The sequence below is a fragment of the Chryseobacterium sp. MYb328 genome, assembly GCF_037572595.1.
In the GTDB taxonomy this organism is placed as follows: Bacteria; Bacteroidota; Bacteroidia; order Flavobacteriales; family Weeksellaceae; genus Chryseobacterium; species Chryseobacterium pennae.
This window is the reverse complement of sequence record NZ_JBBGZQ010000007.1, coordinates 92324-115108: the sequence shown is the minus strand read 5'-3', so window position 1 is coordinate 115108 and position 22785 is coordinate 92324. Positions and strand designations below refer to the sequence as shown.

Genomic DNA, 22785 nt, shown 5'->3' with positions numbered 1-22785 from the left:
AATTTATAATTAATGCAAAAATAATCCTTTTTCGTACTTTTCAAAATATTTCTTACATTATTTCTAATTAAATATTTTTCTTTTACCAATATTTTTAATGATTATATTTGCAAAATCAAATTTTGGGGAAACCCACTCTAATAAATAGCTTATTAAAAATAAAAGATGAAATATAAAAGAATCCTTCTAAAACTTAGCGGTGAGGCCTTAATGGGGAACAGACAATACGGTATTGACAACGAAAGACTGCAGGAATATGCTGCCGAGATTAAAAAAGTAGTTGAAAAGGGCTGTGAAGTAGCGATCGTCATTGGAGGAGGAAATATTTTCCGTGGTGTTGCAGGTGCTGCAAAAGGAATGGACAGAGTACAGGGAGACTACATGGGAATGTTAGCCACTGTAATTAATGGTATGGCACTGCAGGGAGCATTAGAGGATGCCGGGATCAAAACAAGACTTCAGTCTGCGATAGAAATGGATAAAGTGGCTGAACCTTTCATCAAAAGAAGAGCGGTAAGACACCTTGAGAAAGGAAGAGTAGTGATCTTCGGTGCAGGTACAGGAAACCCTTATTTTACAACAGATACTGCTGCAACATTGAGAGCGATCGAAATTGGGGCAGATGTAATTCTTAAAGGAACAAGAGTAGACGGAATCTATGACAGTGATCCTGAGAAAAATGCTGATGCAGTAAAATATAATTCATTATCTTTCGATGAAGTATTTGAGAAAAATCTTAAGGTAATGGATATGACTGCCTTTACTTTGAGCCACGAGAATAAGTTACCTATCATTGTATTCGATATGAATAAAGATGGGAATTTAGTGAAAATTGTGGATGGAGAAAACGTAGGTACTTTAGTTGATTTGTAATCAAGTAGATGACAGGTAGCCGATAACAGCTTAAGAGGTTAATATTACTCATTGCTCATTACCGATTACGCGTCATTTATCTTTTATCAATCATCATTTATCATAATGTGCAATTTATCAAACTTTAATATAATAATGGAAGAATTAGATCTAATATTAGAATCTGTAAAACATGACATGGATGGAGCGGTAAAGCACCTTGACCATGCATTTCAAAGAATTAGAGCAGGGCGTGCTTCTACAGCAATGGTTCAGGATGTAATGGTTGAATACTATGGAGCAATGACTCCAATCAACCAGGTTGCCAATGTTTCTGTTCCAGATGCAATGACCATCTCTATTCAACCTTGGGACAGAACAGCAATCAATGCAATTGAGAAAGCGATCATTAACTCAAACCTAGGTTTTGCACCTTCTAATAACGGAGAAAATATTATTCTTAATGTACCGCCTTTAACGGAGGAAAGAAGAAAAGAATTAGCAAAACAAGCTAAGGTAGAAGCTGAGAATACTAAAGTAACAATAAGGAATGCAAGACAGGATGGTTTGAAAGAACTTAAGAAACTGGAAGGTATTTCTGAAGATGTTGTAAAAGGTGTGGAAGAAGAAATCCAGACGTATACAGATAAGTATGTAAAGCTTTGCGATGAGCATCTTAAAACAAAAGAAGCTGAAATTATGAAAGTATAATTTTCAGCTATTGAAAATAAAAAAAGAGGATTCCGGTTTTGGAATCCTCTTTTTTGCTTTTTTTAGAAATTTTGCGGATAAATTATTGAAAATTTTAGCATATTAAGTCGGTCTGTTATACTAATTAGTAAGTATTATCGTTATATTTAACGAATTATTCCTGAGGAGTTGTAGAGCAGGATAAATAACATAAAGATGATGACCAGAATTATTGGCGTGGGGAACTATATCCCATCTGAAATGATAACCAATTTATTTTTTGACAAGCATATTTTTCTCAATGAAGAAGGAGCTTTATTAAAAGAAAATAATGCTTCAATAACAGAGAAATTAAAGAAAATCACAGGCATTGAAGAAAGAAGATATGCACATAGTACACAAGTAACTTCAGATTTAGGACTTATTGCAGCTCAGGCAGCTATAGAAAATGCAGGGATAGATCCTGAAACACTGGACTATATTATATTTGCCCATAATTTTGGAGATGTCCGTTTTGGAACTATCCAGTCTGATACGGTACCCAGCCTTGCTGCCCGGGTGAAGCATTTATTGGGAATAAAAAACAATTTCTGTGTTGCATATGATGTTTTATTTGGATGTCCCGGTTGGATTGAGGGAATAATACAAGCCAATGCATTTATTAAGGCAGGTATTGCCAAGCGTTGCCTGGTAATTGGAGCTGAGACACTTTCCCGTGTTGTGGATATTCATGACAGAGATAGTATGATTTATGCTGACGGTGCAGGAGCAGCTGTTTTGGAAGTTAATACTGATGATGAATCTGGAATAAAATCTCATTTATCTGCATCTTTTACTTTTAATGAAAAGGATTATTTATATTTTGGAAAATCTTATAACAATGAGAAGTGTCCGGATACCCGATATATTAAAATGGATGGGAGGAAAATATATGAATTTGCACTTGTAAATGTTCCTGAGGCAATGAAAAAGTGTCTGGATAATAGTGGATACTCAATCAATGAATTGGATAAAATTATTATTCATCAGGCCAATGAAAAAATGGATGAAGCCATTGTGAGCAGATTTTATCAATTGTATAATGTTCCTGTTCCTGAAAATATCATGCCTATGGTGATTCATAAACTGGGTAATAGCAGTGTGGCAACCATTCCTTCTTTACTGGCCATGATTTTGAAAGGAGAATTGGAACAGCATGAGCTTAAAAAGAATGATGTTGTTTTATTTGCTTCGGTAGGTGCCGGGATGAATATTAACGCCTTTGTATATCAATTTTAAATAAAAAAGAGACTCCAAGCCGGAGTCTCTTCTTATATATCACTGGTAATTTATTTACAGTTTTCATTATAATCTGTAATAACCTCATCTACAATTTGCGGAATGTTTGATATCACATCATCAATCTGGCTTTTGATCAGTTTACCCAGACCGGATCTTTTCTTTTCATCATTCTTCAGAGAAGTATAAGCGCCACTGGTCATTTTGCCTTTTGCATAGCTGCAGTCTGCGATGATGATTTTAGCTTTGGCAAAAGTAAATTCTTCAATTTTTCCCCCTTTTTTACTGTAGATATAAGACGGGTTTTCCCTCATTCTCTTGGTTTCCGCATCGGCTGCAACCATCTGGCTGGTTCCGGCTGAGAAAGTAGTAGGGTAGCCGTATAGTTTATATACCTTGATCTTCCCGTCTTTTACAATTTCAGCGAATTGATTGCTTTTTGTAAGGTTATTAAAGGCTTTTATATTGCCGCTTAAGCCTCCTGTTGCAGTATTGAAGCCTTCTTTGGTATTGGTATACTTAATATTTTCAAAGTGTCTTTCATTATTGCTTTCATCAATGGAAACATACTCTTTGATATCATCAGTATCCAGTGTTTTGAATTTTTGTTTTTTCTTGGATTTGTCGATGTCAGAAACCGAAATGAATTTTACTTTTTTCTGATTATTCCAGGGGTAAATGGCATCTCCGTTCAGTCTTACAATTCCTTCGATTTTTTTACCGTTTTTGTCGATGATATACCCATATTTTTCATCTCCTCTTAATTCATAATCCGTATTGTTGTCTTCCTGTGCGTAAGCGTTAAAGGAAACCAATGCAAACAGGCCTAAGGCCAGTACTTTTCTCATGTAATTACAGTTTTATTTTTTGCAAATATAATCTTTTTGGTATAGTAAGGAAGCAGGAAGATGGAGGGGATTGCAGTTTACTTTAGGTAAGAAATCTGATGATATGAACTCTGGAGGTGGTTATTGGTTTGCGGATAACCGGAGCCTGTTTTAAGATAAAAAAGGAGAAGAAGAGTATTTTTGAAATGGAATAAAAAGCTTAACTGTAGTAATTTTATATAGCCGTATTTTACGACTTGTTTTAATTATACGTGAGTGAGTAACTTCCAGCCTCCTGCTTCTCTCTTCCATCTTTCAAAAAACAAAAAGACCCGGAAAATCCGGGCCTTTTTGTTTTTTGAAATTATTGATATCTCTTATGTTCTTTACTTTTAGAGAATCTTTTTGTAATTGGTTTAAACAGGGCTTTATATTTTTCTGCATCAAATAATTGTGAATCTGTAAGCGCTTTGAAGGTCATCCAGATCCCAAACGGAAGAAGAATGAAATTAGGAAGCCATGCTGCTAAATAAGGGTTCATTTTACCACTCCAGGACATGTTTTCTACTCCAACATTGATGACGTAGAAAATGATAAAGATAACAATAGCTATAATAACCGGAAGACCCATACCTCCTTTTCGGATAATAGATCCTAAACTTGCTCCAATCAGGAAGAAAATAAGACAGGTTACCGAATAAGAAATGTATCTCTGCTGGTAAATAACAATCTTACTGAAGTATTTCACATTGGTACTGAATTCATTCTTTTTTGATTCCAGTGTGGATTTCAGGGTTTCAAGCCTGTTGTAAGAATTATAGATCAGTTCTAGTTTTTTATCACTTTTTACTGTATCCAGTTTTATTTGCGATTTTGCTGCTACTTTAGGTTTGTTATCCTGATCCATATAACCTACCACAGTATTGGTCTGGTTTAATACATCTCCTCCGACATTTTTAAAGAACAGCGCATTTTCTTTCTTACTGGTTGCAATGGTTGAGTTAAGCTCATTATAGGTTTGGAAACGGTAATCATCTGTAATCTGTTCCTTTTCGATTGCTTTATTGATGAGTTCACTGATGTCAAAGTGATTCACTAATGTATCAAACTTGATGGCCTGATCAGGCTGTTTTAGTCTTGCTAATTCACCTTTTCCGGCAAAGGCATCTTCAAATACATATCCGTTGTAAAGGATCAGTTTCAGGTAATTCTTATTGGTAGCCGGAACAAATTTTCCTTTTTCAGCTACAACAGATTGCTGGTTTTCGTAAGTATTGGCTTTTTTGTGAACAAATACTCCTTCAATATTTTCTCCATTCTCTCCATAGATCTTATCAAATTTTACCATATATCCTGGGATCTGGTCAATGAACTGCCCGGGAGTAAAGTTGATGGCCGGTTTCGTTTGAGCAATATTAAAAAGCATGTTTTTGGCCTTTCTCTGAAAATCCGGAATAATGTTATTGGAGAAAAAAAACAGCATGATAGCAAGAATGGTTGTGATTCCCAGCAAAGGAGCCATTACCCGGGTAAGGGGAATTCCTGCAGCTTTCATGGCAGCCAGCTCATAGCGTTCTCCAAATTCTCCGAATGACATGATACTCGCCAAAAGGATGGTAAGTGGAAGAACCATACTGATAACGTTTACCCCAAGGTAAAAAAGAAGTTTAAGGATTTGCCAGTAGCTCAATCCTTTTCCCATAAACTGTCCTAATTGAACCCAGATAATGTTTACAATGAAAATGAAAAACAATACGCTGAATATAAAGAAAAACGGTCCAAAGAAGGTTTTTATGATATATCTGTCTAGTATTTTTAACATGTGCCAAAATTAATCAAAAAGCCGCAAACTTGCGGCTTTTATATTTTGTTATTTTTTTTCTGAAGCGAAATTATGAAAAGGTAGATTCACCCTTTTGATATTCAGCTTTTAAAGTTCTGTAATTATATAGTTTTTAAACTTATTCTTATCAAAGACAAACATATTAGGATCCAGATTCTGGTTTTCCTTGTATTCTTTAATAGCAATTACTGCAACATCTTTGTTGTTTCCATACTGTTCCAGTTTTACCATTTGTTTTTTTGCAGAGTCTACAAAAAGATATACAAATTGAATTCCGTTTGCCTTTACAGGAGTCAGTTTAATGAAATCTGTACTTACACCATTTACTGTCTTCTTACCGTTATAAGTTACGTTGTATTCGTTTCTGTAGGTCGTAAGATAATTAATAGGGGAGAACATGGTCGTACTTCCGTTAGGTTTTGCGATGGTTACTTCCATATCATCAGCATTGATGTTATAGATTTTATTTCCATCGAAGATCTGTTCTGTATCCATGATCTTCAGCTTATATTTATCTCCTGCAGTATAGTAGATACCAGGCTCTGTTTTGTTAACCTGTCCGTTAAGTCCTGTTCCAAAAGAAAATTTGAAGTAAGAATTCTTTTTAGAATTGTAATTGGCTGTAATGTCATCCAATATCTTTTTAGCTTTTGCGTCTATTTTCTGAGCATTGGCCATACCTACTGCACCTACCACAAAACTTCCCAATATAACTTTTGAAATAATATTCTTCATTTTTCTTATTTAATAATCTTTAGATAATTTTAAATTTTCAAGGGCAAAGCTTTTTGCTTTTTTCCCTTTAACTACGCAGATCTTCCAAAAACTGTTCCAAAGAATGAAGATCACTAATAAGAACTTCTCTTGCTTTAGCTCCGTTAAAGCCTCCTACGATACCACTTGCCTCCAGTTGATCCATAATTCTTCCGGCCCTGTTGTAGCCCAGTTTCAATTGTCTCTGAAGCATTGAAGTAGATCCCTGTTGGGTAGAAACAATGATTCTTGCAGCTTCTTCAAATAATGCATCCTTTTCATTAGGATCAAAAGAACCTACAGAAGAGCTGTTAGCATCTTCTGAAACATATTCCGGCAGAAGTAAGGCAGATGAATATCCTTTCTGTTCTCCAATGAACTCTGCAAGTCTTTCTACTTCCGGAGTATCTACAAAAGCACACTGAAGTCTTAAGATTTCATTACCATTGAAGTAAAGCATATCTCCTTTACCAATCAATTGATCTGCTCCCGGAGAATCAAGGATCGTTCTTGAATCCACACTTGAGATTACTCTGAAGGCAGCTCTTGCAGGGAAGTTGGCCTTGATCATACCCGTAATTACGTTTACAGATGGTCTCTGTGTAGCAACAATAAGGTGAATTCCTACGGCTCTGGCAAGCTGTGCCAGTCTCGCAATTGGTAATTCCACCTCTTTTCCAGCGGTCATGATCAAATCTGCAAACTCATCTACTACTAATACGATATAAGGAAGGAAACGGTGTCCGTTTTCAGGGTTTAATTTTCTTTCTGCGAACTTCTTGTTGTATTCTTTCAGGTTTTTACAGAAAGCATTTTTAAGCAAGTCGTATCTGGTGTCCATTTCAATACAAAGAGAGTTCAGGGTATTGATTACTTTATTGGTATCCGTAATGATAGCTTCTTCTGCATCTGGTAATTTTGCCAGATAATGTCTTTCTATTTTTGAATATAAAGAAAGTTCCACCTTTTTAGGGTCAACCATTACGAATTTCAGTTCGCTTGGGTGCTTCTTGTAGAGTAGGGAAGTAAGGATCGCATTAATCCCGACAGATTTACCCTGCCCTGTTGCTCCTGCCATCAGTAAGTGAGGCATTTTTGAAAGGTCAGCCATAAAGATCTCGTTGGAAATCGTCTTTCCGAAAACCACCGGAAGATCCATGTCTGTATTCTGGAATTTATGAGACCCAATCACGGAACGCATAGAAACCATAGTAGGATTTTTTCTTGGTACTTCAATCCCAATTGTTCCTTTTCCTGGCATCGGAGCAATAATTCTGATTCCCAAAGCAGAAAGATTCAATGCAATATCATCCTGTAGTTTTTTAATAGCCGCTACACGGATTCCTGCTTCCGGTACAATTTCGTATAAAGTAACAGTGGGGCCAATAGTTGCCTTGATCTCTGCAATTCCTACGTTGAAGTTCTTCAGAAGTCCAACGATTTTGTTTTTATTTTCTTCTAATTCTTCCTTGTTGATAGAAATTTCTTCGTTCCCGTAATCTTTCAGTAGTTCAACAGGTGGCATCTGGAAATTAGGAAGATCCAATTTGTGGTCATATAAACCATGTTTTTCTACCAGCTCCTGAGATTTTTTGTCAGAATCATCCAAAATATCAATTACTGGTGCTACCTCTACATTAAACTTAATGTTTTCTGCTGGAACAGGTGTTACGGGAACTACTGGTACTGGAGCAGGAACAGGAATAGAAGGTGTGATGTCAAAAGCATCCTCCGGGCTTGAAACCGGAATTGTCGGTTTTGTAGAAAGGTTTAAGCTGACAGGCTCAGAAACTTCCTTAGGTTCATTATCAAATGAAGTATGATTAGGAGTTGTAATTGTTTCTATAGAACTTGCCGGCTGAATTTCCGGGAACCCTTTTGGTACATTTACAGGCTCTTTAACTTTACTGATCGGATTATTATTTGTAATATCGCTTACTGTAACATTGGGAGCTTCTGCTTCCTCAATTTCAGTTTCGTCTCCTTCTTCTTTTAATTCTTCATCAGCTTTAAAGTCCTCATCAGAATCTGGCATCATGGATCTTACTTTTTCGATGGTATTTTCATTAATCTTAGTCAGTTTTGCCTTGATTGAACTTGGACGAAGATTAAATTCAAGAATGAAATATAACAGGATGCTGGCCGCCAATACAGTCCATAGACCTACAGATCCGATAATGGCATTTAGGTAATCCATAATCTGGTATCCGTAAACGCCTCCCAAAACTCCTTGTCCTTTGGTAAGTGCACCCATAAAGATAGGCAACCAACAAATGAAAAACAGGGAATGGCCAATCGTTTTCCATGGCTTAAACATCTTCTTTTTAAGGATCATAGTTCCCACAACAAGAAATAAAAATGCTATAATGAATGAAGCTATCCCAATGCTTTCAAATATGAAAATATTTCCAAACCAATCTCCGGCTTTACCGAAAATGTTTGAAGATTTTATACTCTTGTCCAGCATAGTTCCTGCCTGGCTTTGGTCTGCTTTCCAGTTCATTAAATAGGAAATGAATGATAAAGCGAGTACAGCGGAGAACAGTATAAAAGTAAGCCCGAAAAATATGCGTGGCTTAGATAAAATTCTGCCTTTTTCAGGCGATTCAGTCGGTTTTTTTTGTGTCTTTTTATCCATAAATATCAATGTGGCAAATTTAATGTTTTTTCAATACTAAAAAGAATCTTTTTTCTTCAAAAAACATTTTGTAATGCCCACTTTTTACTACTATTATTTAAAGTTGATTAAAAAATATTTTGTGTTATAAATATTGTCTGAAATAAAAATAGGGTTATTTTTTTTGTTTATCCAAATACAGAGCTGTTAAATTATATTAATTGATCTGTATTTCTTTATAATTTTTCAAAAAAACGTGGAGCATAACTTTAAATTCTGCAAAAAACATTGATTATTTAAGCCATGATGTCATCTTAAATTGAAAAAAGTATTTCCTATATTCGTGATCTGCATAAAATTAAGTACTTTTTAGAACCTATTATTTCATTGCTTTAACAGGTGTTGTAGATGAAGAAAAGTTAACGGTATCAATTTTTCACTTTTCATTAATTTCTATATTCAACCCCTCTTAGCGACTTGGCAACTATCAGGAACTTATGATACAGTGAGTAAAACTATAGCTGTATTTGATGGGTTGAAATGGAGTTATTGGAAATAAAATAAATTTGAAACCGGAGGGCCTTCCTTCGGTTTTTATTTTGTAATCAGTGAGTTTTTTTGAACTAGTTCAAAGGTTAGAAGCTTTAGGACTGATAATTTTGTCATATAAAATTTAAGCAATGAAAAATCTATTGAAAAGCACGCTGACTTTATGTCTGGCTCTATTATCACTGATATCAATGAACGCACAACAAAAAAGAAAAATGGAAAACACTGCATTATTAATTATCGACGTACAAAACGATTACTTTCCAGGAGGAAAAATGACATTGGAAGGAGCTGAACAAGCTGGTAAAAACGCTCAACAGGTTTTGGAATATTTCAGGAAAAACGATCTTCCCGTTATTCATATTCGTCATATTTCAACAAACGAAGGCGCTGCTTTCTTTTTACCGGGAACCTCAGGAGCAGAAATACATGCATTGGTTTCCCCTTCGATTGGTGAGAAAGTGATTGAAAAACATTTTCCAAATAGTTTCAGAGATACTGATCTGTTGAAATATCTGCAATCAGAAAAAATTAAAAATCTGGTTATTGCAGGGATGATGACGGACGTCTGTGTAGAATCTACAACAAGAGCATCTTTTGATTTGGGTTTCAACAATATCATTATTGGTGATGCTACTGCTACAAGAGACAGGGAGCTTAATGGGCAGGTTGTAAAAGCATCAGAGGTACAGAAATCTTTTCTGGCTGGTATATCCGCATTGGGCAACCTTTACGCCAGTGTTGTCAATACACAGGATTTTGTAAAAGGAAAATAACGCTTGTCTGCTTTATGAATGAATAAAGATATCAGTAATATTGGTATCTTTATTTTTGTTAAATATGATCATGTTCAATCTGCTTTATAAAAATATCAGCCGGTATATTCATCTTTCAGAGGAAGAATTCAGTTATTTTTCTGCTCCTTTCCAGTTGAAAAATTTCAAAAAAAAGGAAGTGGTTTTGAAGGAAGGTGATTACTGTCTCTTTGAAGGCTTCGTTCTGGATGGATGTTTTAAAATCTATTACCTGAACGAAAGCGGATTTGAACAGACTCTTTATTTTGCTGTAGAAGGATGGTGGATTACTGATATTGATAGTCTGATTAATGATGTTCCAAGTATTTTGAATATCGAAGCCCTTATGGACAGCAAGGTATTGATGATCTCAAAGAAAGATAAGACTGAACTTTATGAAACGATGCCTCAGACTGAAAAACTCTTTAGAATGATGAATCAGCAGGCTTCGGTAGCATTGCAGAGAAGAATCCTTTCTTTAACAGGAAAAACAGCAGATAAGCGTTACCTTGAATTTCTACAAAAATATCCCGGACTTGAGCAGAAACTTACCCAACAACAGGTTGCCTCTTATCTTGGAATTACGCATGAGTTTTTAAGCAAAATAAGGAAAAGAATATCTCTGGAAAAATAGATGAGTAATTATTTATTATAAGATATTGCTTATCAGTTATTTGTCGTCTTTTAGGTTACGCGTTTTAAATTAGTCTTTCCTAAAAAGCTAAATGAAACGATTTTTTAACTCAAAAAAATTAGTTCAGAATCATTATGAGTCAAAAAAGATATACTTTATTGCTTGTCCTGATTTTTCTTAAATAAAGGCTTAGAAATAGAAGTCTTCAATCGCTGATATAGGCATTATAAATCTTTATTTTTTCGGTTTTAAAAATTGATTTTTTCATAATAACTCTAATATTATTAAGAACGATTCAAAATAACAAAAACAGCGATCAAAATGACAAAAAACAGCTTTTTTTCAGCTCTTTATGGTTTATCATCCTTATTTTTGCATGTCAAGTATATATAAATCATGAAGAAGCTCCAGGATATTATTATCTCAACCAGGACAATGGCTGTATTGTTACTGGTGTACGCATTCGCAATGGCCTATGCAACGTTCTTAGAAAACGACTACGGAACTCCTACAGCAAAAGCATTAATTTATGAGGCAAAATGGTTTGAACTCATTATGGTGCTGCTTATCGTTAACTTCATAGGGAATATCGGAAGATACAGACTGTGGAAAAAGGATAAATGGCCGGTTTTGGTTTTTCACCTTGCCTTTATTTTCATTTTTATTGGTGGTGCCATCACAAGATATATCAGTTTTGAGGGGCAAATGCACATCAGAGAAGGGGAAACGTCCAATGAAATTGTAACGGATAAAAACTTCCTTAAAATCCAGATCGAGGAAAAAGGAGATGTCCTTAACTATCAGGATATTCCTTATTTGATGTCTCCACTTCACAAAGATCTTAATGCCACTTACGATTTCCACGGAAAAGAAGTGAAGATCTTTGCAAAAGAATATATTCAAAGAAAAAAAGACAGCTTACTGGCTGAACCTAACGGAACTGAATATCTTCACCTGGTTTCAACAGGAAAAACCGGAAGACAGAACATCTATATCAAAGCCGGTGATACAAAATCCATTAACGGAACTTTGGTAACCTTTAACAGACCCATTGACGGAGCTGTTGAATTCAAAAATGAAGGTGGTAAATTATTCATCAAGACTCCGGTGGATGCAAGCTACATGACTATGGCAACGCAGGCTACCGGAAATACTGCAAAAGATGTGTTTCAACCTTTAGTATTGAGAAGTTTATATAGCATCAATGAACTAAAACTTGTAGTACCTGAAGGTCTTAAAAAGGGTAAACTGATGGCTATTGAAGGTGATAGAAAGAAGGACGCTAGTGTTCCTGACATGCTTCAGATCGAGCTTCAAGGTCCAAAAACAAAGCAGTTGGTTGATCTTTCTGTAGAAAGAGGAAATCCAAATGCTTATAAGCAAATCACGATGGACGGATTAAACATCATGGTTGGATACGGTCCAAAAGTATACAACACGCCATTTGCCTTGAAACTGGATGATTTCGTAATGGAAACATATCCGGGAAGTAGTTCTCCAAGTGCTTATGAAAGCCACATCAAAATTGTAGACGAAGGAAAAGAAACGCCTTATAAAATCTATATGAACCACGTTCTAAACTATAAAGGATACCGTTTCTTCCAGTCAAGCTTTGACCCGGACAGAATGGGAACAGTATTATCTGTAAACCACGATTTTTGGGGAACTTTAGTTTCTTATATCGGGTATGGATTATTATTCTTAGGAATGTTTGTGATCTTCTTCTGGAAAGGAACACACTTCTGGAAATTAAATAAAATGCTGAAAGACGTTAATAAGAAGAAAGCAGCAGCAGTACTTTTATTATTCTTAAGCTTTGGGCTGAATGCTCAAAAAATCGAAACGCATGGAACTACTGACGGAAGCAGAGAACATGTACACGTAGAAGGTGATGGGCATACGCATGCAGCACCTGCTCCTCAAGCTCAAACTCAAACATCTCAGGATAGCGAGATAAGACAAAACTCATTAGCTTCTCCAATGGGGAAAATGAGAACCATTTCAGCTGATGAAATCATTGGTAAAAATAAGATCAGCAAAGAACACGCAGAGAAATTCGGTTACCTTTTGGTTCAGAACTTCGAAGGAAGGATCATTCCAATGAACACGCAGGCTTTAGAGGTTTTAAGAAAACTTTACAAGCGTGATCGTTTCAAAGGAACAGACGGGAAGTCTCTGGATGCTAACCAATGGTTCCTATCTATCAATACAGATACAGAAAGCTGGACATCAGTTCCTTTAATCAAGGTTGATGAAAAAGGAGGAAAAGCACTTCTTGAAAAAACAAAAGCTAATGAAGAAGGATATACTTCTCTATTGAATTTATTCCCTGTAGATAAGAGAACAGGAATGTTAACTTATATCCTGGAAGGAGACTATAATACAGCTTTTGCCAAGAAACCGGGAGACCAGTCTGAATACGATAAACAGGTAATTAAACTTAATGAAAGAGTTCAGATTTTCAATGAATTTTTCAGTGGTCAGTTCTTAAGAATTGTTCCTGTGAAAAATGATGCGAATCACACTTGGCATTCTTGGCTGGATCAGAAATTTGAACCGGACATGGAATCTCAGCAGGTAATGGGACCTTATTTTTCACAAGTAATCGGATCTCAAAGATCCGGTGATTGGAGTAAAGCAGATGCTGAATTGGTAAAACTTTCAGACTATCAGAAGAAATGGGGGAAAGCAGTAATTCCTGATCAATCCAAAGTAGACCTTGAAGTATTTATGAATACTGCGGATATCAATTTTAAACTATTGATTTTCTATACCATCATCGGTGGACTTCTTTTACTGCTTGGATTTGTAGAATTATTCAAACCGAATAGAGTATTAAATAAAGTAATTAAAGTAATTATTGCAATTGGTTTAATTGGATATTTATTTCACTTCTTAGGACTGGTAGCAAGATGGTATATTTCAGGGCACGCTCCTTGGAGTAACGGATATGAAGCTATTATCTTTATTTCGTGGGTAGGGATTACGGCAGGTCTAGTACTTTATAGAAATGCTAACGCATTGATTCCTGCATCCGGATTTATGGTAGCTGTTATCATGATGGGGTTTGCACACGGAGGTTCAGCCCTTGATCCACAGATTACACCACTTGTCCCGGTATTGAAATCTTACTGGTTGATTGTTCACGTAGCAATTATCACATCAAGTTATGGATTCTTTGCTCTGTCGATGATTATTGCTGTGCTATCTTTAGTGTTCTACATCATTTCAAACAAAGAAACATATAAAATTCACCATGATACAACATTGAAAGAGCTTGTAATTGTTTCTGAAATGTCATTAACGGTAGGTCTTTTTGCCTTAACGGTAGGGAACTTCCTTGGAGGGATCTGGGCCAACGAATCATGGGGGAGATACTGGAGCTGGGACCCAAAAGAAACCTGGGCTTTCATTTCCATTATGGTATACGCTTTTGTATTGCACATGAGATTAGTTCCAGGATTAAGAAGCAGATGGGCATTCCACGTAGCAACTATGTTTGCTTTCTGTTCAATGGTAATGACCTATTTTGGGGTAAATTACTACCTGAGCGGACTTCACTCTTATGCAGCAGGTGATCCGGTACCAGTACCAGCTTGGGTATACATCGGAATCGCAACAATGATTACTTTAGCAGCTGTATCTTATTTCAAGTTTAAAGTTTTAACGAAGAAGTAATCTTTTTCAACATATTATTCAAAATCCCGGAAGTCACTTTCCGGGATTTTTTTGCATAAAAGATGGAAGTATAACTGTTCTTTTATGTAGATAATGAAAATACTTTAAAGATTTATTTTAACGCGATGTTTGCAAGGTTAAATATATAGTATGGTTAGTTTTTCGATCGCAGCGGTACTCCGTTCAGCAAAAAGCGTCCTTAACTGGGTGAAACGCCTTTGTGAACCTTTTCATTATGGACTTTGCGAAAAACTCGTGAGCTTAGCGTTTATATTTTTTGCTCTCGGTTCATAATTGTAAAAAAAATTATAATCGTGTACTTTATACCTTGAGCATTGGATCTCACGCTCATCAAAAAAAAACAAAAATTTATCATTCAGAATCCAAAATTTACTGCTAACTTTATGATATCAAAATAATATCAAATTAAAAATTCAATCATGGAAAAAACATTAAAACCCATGTCGGGTTATATTACATTAGTGATCTGTCTGGTACTCTTTGTTGCTGCATTGTACCTCTTTATCAGTGGAGTAGATCAGAGTATTACATTTGTTGTCCTAGCAATGCTTTGCTTCCTGCTTTCATGTTTTTTTTTAAAAGGGTTAATGATTATTCAGCCTAACCATTCAAGGGTATTAAACTTCTTTGGAAAGTATGTGGGAACAGTAAAAGATAACGGATTGTTTTTTATTAATCCATTGTACTCCTCTCAGAAAATGTCATTACGTTCAGAAAACTTACAAGGGCAGACTCTGAAAGTAAATGATAAGATGGGGAATCCTATCGAAATTGCTGTGGTAATGGTATGGAAGGTAGGAGATACTTATAAAGCTGCTTTTGATGTTGAACGGTATTCTGATTTTGTAAGAATGCAGAGTGAAGCGGCAGTGCGTCATTTGGCGATGAGCTTTCCTTATGATAATTTAGAAGATGACCACGCACCTATTACTTTAAGAGAAGGAGGTGATAAAATCAATTCTATTTTGGAACAGGAACTTACAGACCGCCTTTCAAAAGCAGGAATTGTGATTCAGGAGGCAAGAATTTCACACTTGGCATATGCCTCTGAGATTGCCGGAGCTATGCTTCAGAGACAGCAGGCTACTGCTATTGTAGCAGCCAGAACGAAGATCGTGGAAGGAGCTGTCGGAATGGTAGATCTTGCGTTGAAAAAGCTTTCAGAAGACAATATCGTTGAGCTTGATGATGAAAGAAAAGCAGCGATGGTAAGCAACCTGATGGTGGTTCTTTGCGGTGAAAAAGCAGCGACTCCTATATTGAATGCAGGTACACTGTATAATTAGTAACAATGAATAAATTCCAGATTTATAAAGAAACGATGAGTCTGGAATATAACCCATGCATCTTGCATTATAAACAAGAATAAATGAAATCAGAAAAAGCTCAGAACACTTCGGAAAATAAAGGCAAGAAATCCTTTGTTTTAAGGATGGATGAGTCTACTTATAAACTCCTCGAAAAATGGGCCAATGATGAATTCAGAAGTGTGAATGGTCAGATTGAATATCTCCTGCATCAAAGCCTTGTTAATTCCGGGAGAAAAAAGAAGGAATAAGTTATAAATAACCAGCTTGAAATTAAAAATCCGTCTTCATGTTTTTGTAAGGCGGATTTTTTATTTTTTTTTGAAAAATATCTTAGAAAAGCCTTTAATTTCGGTAATTATCCGAAGTGTTTCAAAATATTGACTCTATAAACTTATCTTTGCAAAAAAAATATTTTGAAAAAAACACTAATAACCCTAACTGTCATTCTTGGGCAGCTATCTTCATCACAATGCTTTAAAGAATTCAGTCCTTCTAAAACTGGAAGGTTTACAGCAGGTATAAAAACTGATGGTACACTATGGACATGGGGAGAAGTGGGGTATGGGGCACTTGGAAATAATTTACAAACATCTTCCCCAACACAGATCACTTCATCTACCTGGAAGAATTTTTCATTGGGAAGGCATCATACATTAGCTATTAAATCTGATGGTACTCTTTGGGCTTGGGGATTAAATAACTATAAACAAATAGGTAATGGGACAAATGTGAACCAACCTGTTCCTGTACAAATTGGGACAGACAGTGATTGGAGTTTTGTAATGACCAGTGAATATTCTTCTTTTGCTATTAAAACAAACGGTGAGCTTTGGTCCTGGGGAAGCAATGGTAATTATGGTTTGGGATTAGGAACTAAGACTGAAGTGTCCGTACCGACTAGGGTTGGTACAGATACGGATTGGAAGAAACTTTCAGGTGGTGGTAGCCATACAATTGCTCTTAAAAATAATGGAAGTATTTGGGGATGGGGTCTCAATGCATCAGGGCAGGTAGGTGCTGGAAATACGTTTGTAAAAACTCCTATTCAGATTGGTACAGATACAAATTGGAGAGATATATCCGTAGGATATAAAAGTTCTTTTGGAATAAAAAATGATAATACTATTTGGGCCTGGGGAGATAACTATGGTGGCCAAATGGGAAATGGTGGATGGGGTGCTCAGATTTATACCCCAACTCAGGTAGGTACCGATAATAATTGGAAAACTATCAAAGCTGGTGGCTATCAGGTTGTTGCTTTGAAATATGATAATACTCTATGGGGATGGGGATCAAATGGGTTGTCAGAATTAGGAGGGTATCATGGAACTTTGAATTATAAAACTCCGATCAGGATTGGTTTGGATTCTGACTGGAAAAACGTCTACCCAGGGTATGCTGCAACATATGCTGAGAAAAATGACAATACCATGTGGGTAACAGGAGATCAGTGTTGTAATGAATTTGGAAGCAACTTCTCAAGCGGAAAGCACTATCCTTTGGCAATTATTCCAGGATACTGTGCAGAATCTGTACTTGCTACATCAGATTTGCCTAAGAAAAATGATATCATTGCTTTTTATCCTAACCCGGTAAGAGATATACTTAATATCTCTTTAGATTCAAAAATGGAAGGAGTTGAAGTATATGAAATGAGTGGTAAAAAGATTAAAGACTATGCTGATGTGAATAGTTTTCAGTTAAAAATTAGCTTTTCTGAACTGCTTCCTGCTACATATATTGTTAAAATTAAAACAAAAAATGAAGTGAGGACTGTTAAAATAGTCAAAGAATAAGTTTGAATCCATATTCTACAAAAAGAAAGCAGAGAAAATTTTTCTCTGCTTTTTTATTTTATACAACTCTGAAGTGTGTCTGCTCCAAAGTAGAAGATTACGAGCCAAATCAAGCCTTTAATGGTAAAAAAAGCAAACCCTGCCCATCCCATGCGCTTGAACCACTTTTTAAACTTTGAGTTATTTTCTTGTGAATTTTCCATTGGTGACTGTCAAAAAGATTACCCTACAAAGATAAGCATGTTTATAATTAGTCCAAATAAATAACATATTAAAAAATTAAAGTTTTGAGGTTCGCATAATATTTTTATCTTTAGAGAGAACGAAAAGTAAGATTTTATGTCAAAAAAAGTAAAGGATTTCGGAATCGAAAAAACACTCAAAAACCTTGGTATTAAAGAAGAAAATAAAGGTACTTCAGTGGGCGGGAAATATTTCGCTTCAGGAAAGACGATAGAAAGCGTATCTCCTGCAGACGGGAAATTAATTGCAAAAGTAAAGACTTCCGGAGAAAGTGATTATGACAAAGTAATTGAAACGGCTCAGAAGGCATTTCAGGAATTCAGGCTGATCCCGGCTCCTAAAAGAGGAGAGATCGTAAGACAGCTTGGATTAAAATTAAGAGAATATAAAGACGATCTTGGAAAACTGGTTTCCTATGAAATGGGTAAATCTTTGCAGGAAGGGCTTGGAGAAGTACAGGAAATGATTGATATCTGTGATTTTGCAGTAGGTCTTTCAAGACAGCTTCAGGGATATACAATGCATTCCGAAAGACCTGGTCACAGAATGTATGAACAATACCATCCGCTTGGGGTAGTAGGAATCATTACTGCATTCAACTTCCCGGTAGCAGTTTGGTCCTGGAACACAGCTTTAGCTTGGATCTGTGGTAATGTTACGATCTGGAAGCCATCAGAAAAAACTCCACTTTGTGCCATTGCATGTCAGAATATTATGAACGAAGTTTTGAAAGAAAACAATCTTTCAGAAGGAATTTCAAGTGTATTGGTAGCTGACCACGAAATCGGACAAAAACTGGTAGATGATAAGAGAGTTGCTTTGGTATCTTTCACAGGGTCTACAAGAGTAGGAAGAATGGTTTCTTCTAAAGTAGCAGAAAGATTCGGGAAATCTATCCTTGAATTAGGAGGAAACAACGCAATTATCATTACTAAAGAAGCAGATCTTAATATGTCCATCATCGGAGCAGTCTTCGGAGCTGTGGGAACTGCAGGACAAAGATGTACTTCTACAAGAAGACTGATTATCCACGAAGATGTATATGATGAAGTGAAAACAAGATTGGTAAAAGCTTATGGTCAGCTGAAAATCGGAAATCCATTGGATGAGAATAACCATGTAGGACCGCTAATTGATGTTGATGCTGTAAACCAATACGAAGAATCTATCAAGAAATGTAAAAAAGAAGGTGGAAAATTCGTTGTTGAAGGCGGTGTTCTTTCAGGAAAAGATTATGAATCCGGATGCTATGTGAAGCCTTGTGTTGCTGAAGTGAAAAACTCTTATGAGATTGTTCAGCACGAAACTTTTGCACCGATTTTATACTTAATCAAATACAAGACATTAGAAGAGGCAATTGCTATTCAGAATGATGTTCCACAGGGACTATCTTCTGCTATCATGACTCAAAACCTTAGAGAAGCAGAATTATTCCTTTCTCATGCAGGTTCAGATTGTGGTATTGCGAACGTCAATATTGGTACTTCAGGTGCTGAGATCGGAGGAGCTTTCGGTGGTGAAAAAGAAACCGGAGGTGGAAGAGAGTCTGGTTCAGATGCATGGAAGTATTATATGAGAAGACAAACCAATACTATAAATTACACTGCACAACTTCCTTTAGCACAGGGAATTAAATTTGATTTATAAAAGCTTTACTTAAAGCAAAAAAAAAACAATAAAAACTTAATAACCTGAATGATTAAATGCTCAGCCTTTGATCGTTTAATCATTCACTTATTAAATCACACAACAATTTATTATGGAACACACATTAGATATACAAGCAAATAAAGTAAAAGAAACAGTTGGAAAACACGTGTTGGCAGACGGTTTCGATTTCGTGATGGACATTGAAAAATCTCACGGATCATGGCTTTATGATAAACTTACAGACAGAGAATACCTGGATATGTTCTCTATGTTTGCATCAGCTTCCATCGGGTACAACCACCCGTATCTTGTAGAAAGATCAGAATGGTTGGGGAGAATGGCTGTCAACAAACCAACATTGGCAGACGTTTATTCAGAAGAATATGCTCACTTTTTAGAAGTATTTGAAAGAGTGGTTATTCCAGAAGAATTACAGTATGCTTTTTTTATTGAAGGTGGAACTTTAGGTGTTGAAAATGCATTGAAGGCTTGTTTCGACTGGAAAACACGCAAAAACTTCGAAAAAGGACTTGAGACTGAAGCAGGAATCTGTATTCATTTCAAGCAGGCTTTCCACGGAAGAAGTGGGTATACTTTAAGCTTGACAAATACTTCAGATCCTAGGAAATATCAATATTTCCCAATGTTTAAGTGGCCAAGAATTTTAAATCCAAAATTATCATTCCCGATTACAGAAGAGAATCTCGCAGAAACAATCAAGAACGAGCAGTTAGCCTTAGTTCAGATTGAAGAAGCTATTCTGATGAACCCTGATAAAGTAGCTTGTATCATCATTGAGCCCATCCAGGCAGAAGGTGGTGACAACCATTTCAGAGATGAATTCTTGTTAGGCTTAAGAAAAATCTGTGATGACAATGAAATCTTACTTATTTTTGATGAAGTTCAGACAGGTATTGCCATTACAGGTAAAATGTGGGCATTCCAACACTTTACAGCTAAGCCTGATATCATTTCTTTCGGTAAAAAAGCCCAGGTTTGTGGAGTATTGGCTAACAAAGAAAAATTTGATGAAGTTCCAAACAACGTTTTCAGAGAAAGCTCAAGAATCAATTCTACATTTGGGGGTAACTTTATCGATATGCTTCGTTTCCAACTGGTAATGGAAGTTATTGAAAAAGAGAATCTTGTTGAAAATGCAAGAGTTGTAGGGGATTTCCTATTAGAGAGCTTAAAAGCAATGGCAGATAAGTATCCTTCAAAGATTTCCAATGCAAGAGGTAAAGGGCTGATGTGTGCTATTGATCTTCCATCCGGAGCAGACAGAAACAAGATGATGAACGAACTTTTCAATGACGGATTGATCATTCTTCCGTGTGGAGATCAGTCTTTACGTTTCAGACCGCATCTGAATGTTACCAAAGAAGAAATCCAACTGGCACTTGACAAAATTGAAAATAATATTAACAAAATTTAAAAACAAAGATTTGTAATTTTCAAAAAAACATTGTACATTTAGATACTCAAACAATTAGAATATATGGAAAGAAGTACGAGAGTGTCAGTTTATGAAAGTGATAACCCTTCAGAAATTCAGTTGGTTAAATCTAAATTGGATGATGCACAAATTACAAACACCGTTGAAAACAACTATCTTACATTTACCACAACACCTACTGCAACATCGCTAAAGGTAATGGTGGATCTGGAAGATGAGAAGAAAGCATTTGATATTATTGATGCATATCTTCAACAAAGTGAAAATTAATAAAACAATTTCATAATTTTAAATTTTACTACTTCGAACCGAAAATTAATACTTAATTAATTTTCGGTTTTTTAATTAAACAAATCATTAAATATTAAAAAATTAAATGTTTAAAAGGTGACTTAAAAAATCATTATTATAAAGAAGAACTAAAGTCCGGATAAACAGGAGTTTATATTGGTCTGATTTAAATTTAACACAAAGTTTTAGTAACTCTATATTATATTTTTAAGGAAGCAAAGACGGAATCAATGAAATTGATTCTCATTAAGCAACTGCAGAACGATGTAGCTTCTTCAACTTTGCTTACTTAAAATCTTAAGCTTCATAAATAAAACCTTTGCGTCAATAAAATCAGACTTTAGCTCACAGTAAAAAAGATAAATGATTCTGATTTCAGTCTTTTAAACTCTATATTTTTTAATCAAAATCAACAACATGAATCCAGAAATCAAACTAAGAAAATCGGAAATTGAAGACAGAGATATTATTTGGGAAATCATCCAGCAATCCATTGAAAGAAGAAGGCAGGATGGAAGTACACAGTGGCAGAATGGCTATCCTAATCTTGGAACAGTAGAAAGTGATATTGCGAAAGGGTTCGGATATGTGCTTACCGTAGATGGGGAAATTGCAGTATATGCTGCTTTGCTCCTTAATGATGAGCCGGCATATAGTAAAATTGAAGGAGCCTGGTTAAGTAATGGAGAGTTTGTAGTTGTACATCGTGTAGCGATTGATGAAAAATTTGCAGGCCAGGGGATGACTAAAAAACTTTTCGATCATATTGAAGATTTTACTAGAGATAATGGAATTCAGAGTATTAAGGTAGATACCAACTATGATAATATAGCCATGCTGAAAATTCTTGAAAGCAAAGGATATTCTTATTGTGGTGAAGTGGTTTTGGCAGATGGATTAAGGAAAGCTTACGAGAAGATTATAATTTAAGCCAAAAGTTAAATCAAGTTTCATTGAATTTTTAAAACGCTGTGTATTTATAATCTCTATCAGCTTTGTTCGTTTGGTTCTGAACTAATTTTTACTTTTGTTAAAATTTTTATATTATGCACCAAAGTATAGAAATTGATGAAAAAATTTTTCAGGATGCCGTAAAGTTTTATGGCACTGTGTTCAGCTTACCCCCTTTAGCTTCAAAAATCTATTCCTACCTTCTTTTCGATTATGAGAAAGTAGGAATTACTTTTGACGAGTTTGTGGAAGTGCTCTCTGCGAGCAAAAGTTCTGTTTCTACAAGTATTTCACTACTGCTCAATGCTCAGCTTATTGTAGATCATAGTAAGATGGATGAACGGAAACGGTATTTTTTCATCAATGATGAATATAAGAAAATCAGATTTGAGAAAATTGTCCAAAAAATGCAGGACGAATTAAGACTATTAGATGATTTAAACAATTTTAAAAAAAGTAAAGACGATGGATACAACGAAAGAATAGAAGTTTACAAAGCACTCTTAAATAAAAACATAGAAAATATTCAGGAATCTCTTAATAAACTATAAA

18 protein-coding genes are annotated in these 22785 nt (G+C 35.5%); 14 read left to right on the top strand and 4 right to left on the bottom strand.

The features are described from left to right. Positions 1 to 165: 165 nt before the first annotated feature. The 3 genes from pyrH (at position 166) to WH267_RS09405 (ending at position 2820) form a co-directional block, all read left to right on the top strand. Complete coding sequence (pyrH, locus tag WH267_RS09415) at positions 166 to 873, top strand: UMP kinase (protein WP_045496358.1); 708 nt, start codon at positions 166 to 168, stop codon at positions 871 to 873. A 135-nt stretch (positions 874 to 1008) separates the two neighbouring features. Beyond that, the gene (gene frr / locus WH267_RS09410) at positions 1009 to 1563 is read left to right on the top strand and encodes a ribosome recycling factor (RefSeq protein WP_115968785.1); all 555 of its coding nucleotides are present in this window, start codon (positions 1009 to 1011) and stop codon (positions 1561 to 1563) included. Positions 1564 to 1758: 195 nt separating this feature from the next. Next, a complete protein-coding gene (locus tag WH267_RS09405; protein WP_340007661.1) occupies positions 1759 to 2820 on the top strand; it encodes a 3-oxoacyl-ACP synthase III family protein in 1062 nt (353 codons plus the stop codon). Between the two features lie 50 nt (positions 2821 to 2870). Here the strand turns inward: WH267_RS09405 and WH267_RS09400 are convergent, their stop codons facing one another. The 4 genes from WH267_RS09400 to WH267_RS09385 form a co-directional block, all read right to left on the bottom strand. After that, complete coding sequence (locus WH267_RS09400) at positions 2871 to 3668, bottom strand: hypothetical protein (protein ID WP_340007659.1); 798 nt, start codon at positions 3666 to 3668, stop codon at positions 2871 to 2873. Between the two features lie 343 nt (positions 3669 to 4011). After that, positions 4012 to 5469: an LptF/LptG family permease gene (locus WH267_RS09395; protein ID WP_123319256.1), complete on the bottom strand. Its 1458-nt coding sequence runs from the start codon at positions 5467 to 5469 to the stop codon at positions 4012 to 4014. Positions 5470 to 5577: 108 nt separating this feature from the next. Further along, positions 5578 to 6225, bottom strand: a complete 648-nt coding sequence (locus WH267_RS09390) for a LolA family protein (protein WP_115968781.1) — start codon at positions 6223 to 6225, stop codon at positions 5578 to 5580. Positions 6226 to 6292: 67 nt separating this feature from the next. Continuing rightward, positions 6293 to 8881: an FtsK/SpoIIIE family DNA translocase gene (locus WH267_RS09385; protein WP_340007655.1), complete on the bottom strand. Its 2589-nt coding sequence runs from the start codon at positions 8879 to 8881 to the stop codon at positions 6293 to 6295. A 659-nt stretch (positions 8882 to 9540) separates the two neighbouring features. Between WH267_RS09385 and WH267_RS09380 the strand changes: the two genes are divergently transcribed. The 11 genes from WH267_RS09380 to WH267_RS09330 all read left to right on the top strand — a co-directional run bounded on the left by WH267_RS09380 (position 9541) and on the right by WH267_RS09330 (position 22784). Then, complete coding sequence (locus WH267_RS09380) at positions 9541 to 10185, top strand: cysteine hydrolase family protein (protein ID WP_340007654.1); 645 nt, start codon at positions 9541 to 9543, stop codon at positions 10183 to 10185. Positions 10186 to 10249: 64 nt separating this feature from the next. Further along, the gene (locus WH267_RS09375; protein WP_340007652.1) at positions 10250 to 10837 is read left to right on the top strand and encodes a Crp/Fnr family transcriptional regulator; all 588 of its coding nucleotides are present in this window, start codon (positions 10250 to 10252) and stop codon (positions 10835 to 10837) included. Between the two features lie 396 nt (positions 10838 to 11233). After that, positions 11234 to 14515 (top strand): cytochrome c biogenesis protein CcsA, encoded by a 3282-nt coding sequence (ccsA, locus tag WH267_RS09370; protein ID WP_340007650.1) that lies wholly within the window; start codon positions 11234 to 11236, stop codon positions 14513 to 14515. A 440-nt stretch (positions 14516 to 14955) separates the two neighbouring features. Then, on the top strand, positions 14956 to 15822 hold the full coding sequence (locus tag WH267_RS09365) for an SPFH domain-containing protein (protein ID WP_123319251.1): 867 nt from the start codon (positions 14956 to 14958) through the stop codon (positions 15820 to 15822). An 83-nt stretch (positions 15823 to 15905) separates the two neighbouring features. Then, entirely contained in the window at positions 15906 to 16094 is a 189-nt protein-coding gene (locus WH267_RS09360) for an Arc family DNA binding domain-containing protein (protein WP_340007647.1), read from the top strand. Positions 16095 to 16259: 165 nt separating this feature from the next. Beyond that, complete coding sequence (locus WH267_RS09355; RefSeq protein WP_340007644.1) at positions 16260 to 17642, top strand: T9SS type A sorting domain-containing protein; 1383 nt, start codon at positions 16260 to 16262, stop codon at positions 17640 to 17642. Positions 17643 to 17981: 339 nt separating this feature from the next. Then, positions 17982 to 19532 carry an L-piperidine-6-carboxylate dehydrogenase gene (amaB, locus tag WH267_RS09350; protein ID WP_115968772.1) on the top strand — a complete coding sequence of 517 codons (1551 nt, stop codon included), beginning with the start codon at positions 17982 to 17984 and terminating at the stop codon, positions 19530 to 19532. A gap of 112 nt (positions 19533 to 19644) precedes the next feature. Then, the gene (lat, locus tag WH267_RS09345) at positions 19645 to 20970 is read left to right on the top strand and encodes an L-lysine 6-transaminase (protein ID WP_340007642.1); all 1326 of its coding nucleotides are present in this window, start codon (positions 19645 to 19647) and stop codon (positions 20968 to 20970) included. A gap of 63 nt (positions 20971 to 21033) precedes the next feature. Then, entirely contained in the window at positions 21034 to 21261 is a 228-nt protein-coding gene (locus tag WH267_RS09340; RefSeq protein WP_123319247.1) for a DUF2007 domain-containing protein, read from the top strand. 438 nt (positions 21262 to 21699) lie between these two features. Then, positions 21700 to 22212, top strand: a complete 513-nt coding sequence (locus WH267_RS09335; protein ID WP_115968770.1) for a GNAT family N-acetyltransferase — start codon at positions 21700 to 21702, stop codon at positions 22210 to 22212. Positions 22213 to 22328: 116 nt separating this feature from the next. Further along, positions 22329 to 22784 (top strand): transcriptional regulator, encoded by a 456-nt coding sequence (locus WH267_RS09330; RefSeq protein WP_115968769.1) that lies wholly within the window; start codon positions 22329 to 22331, stop codon positions 22782 to 22784. Position 22785 lies beyond the last annotated feature (1 nt).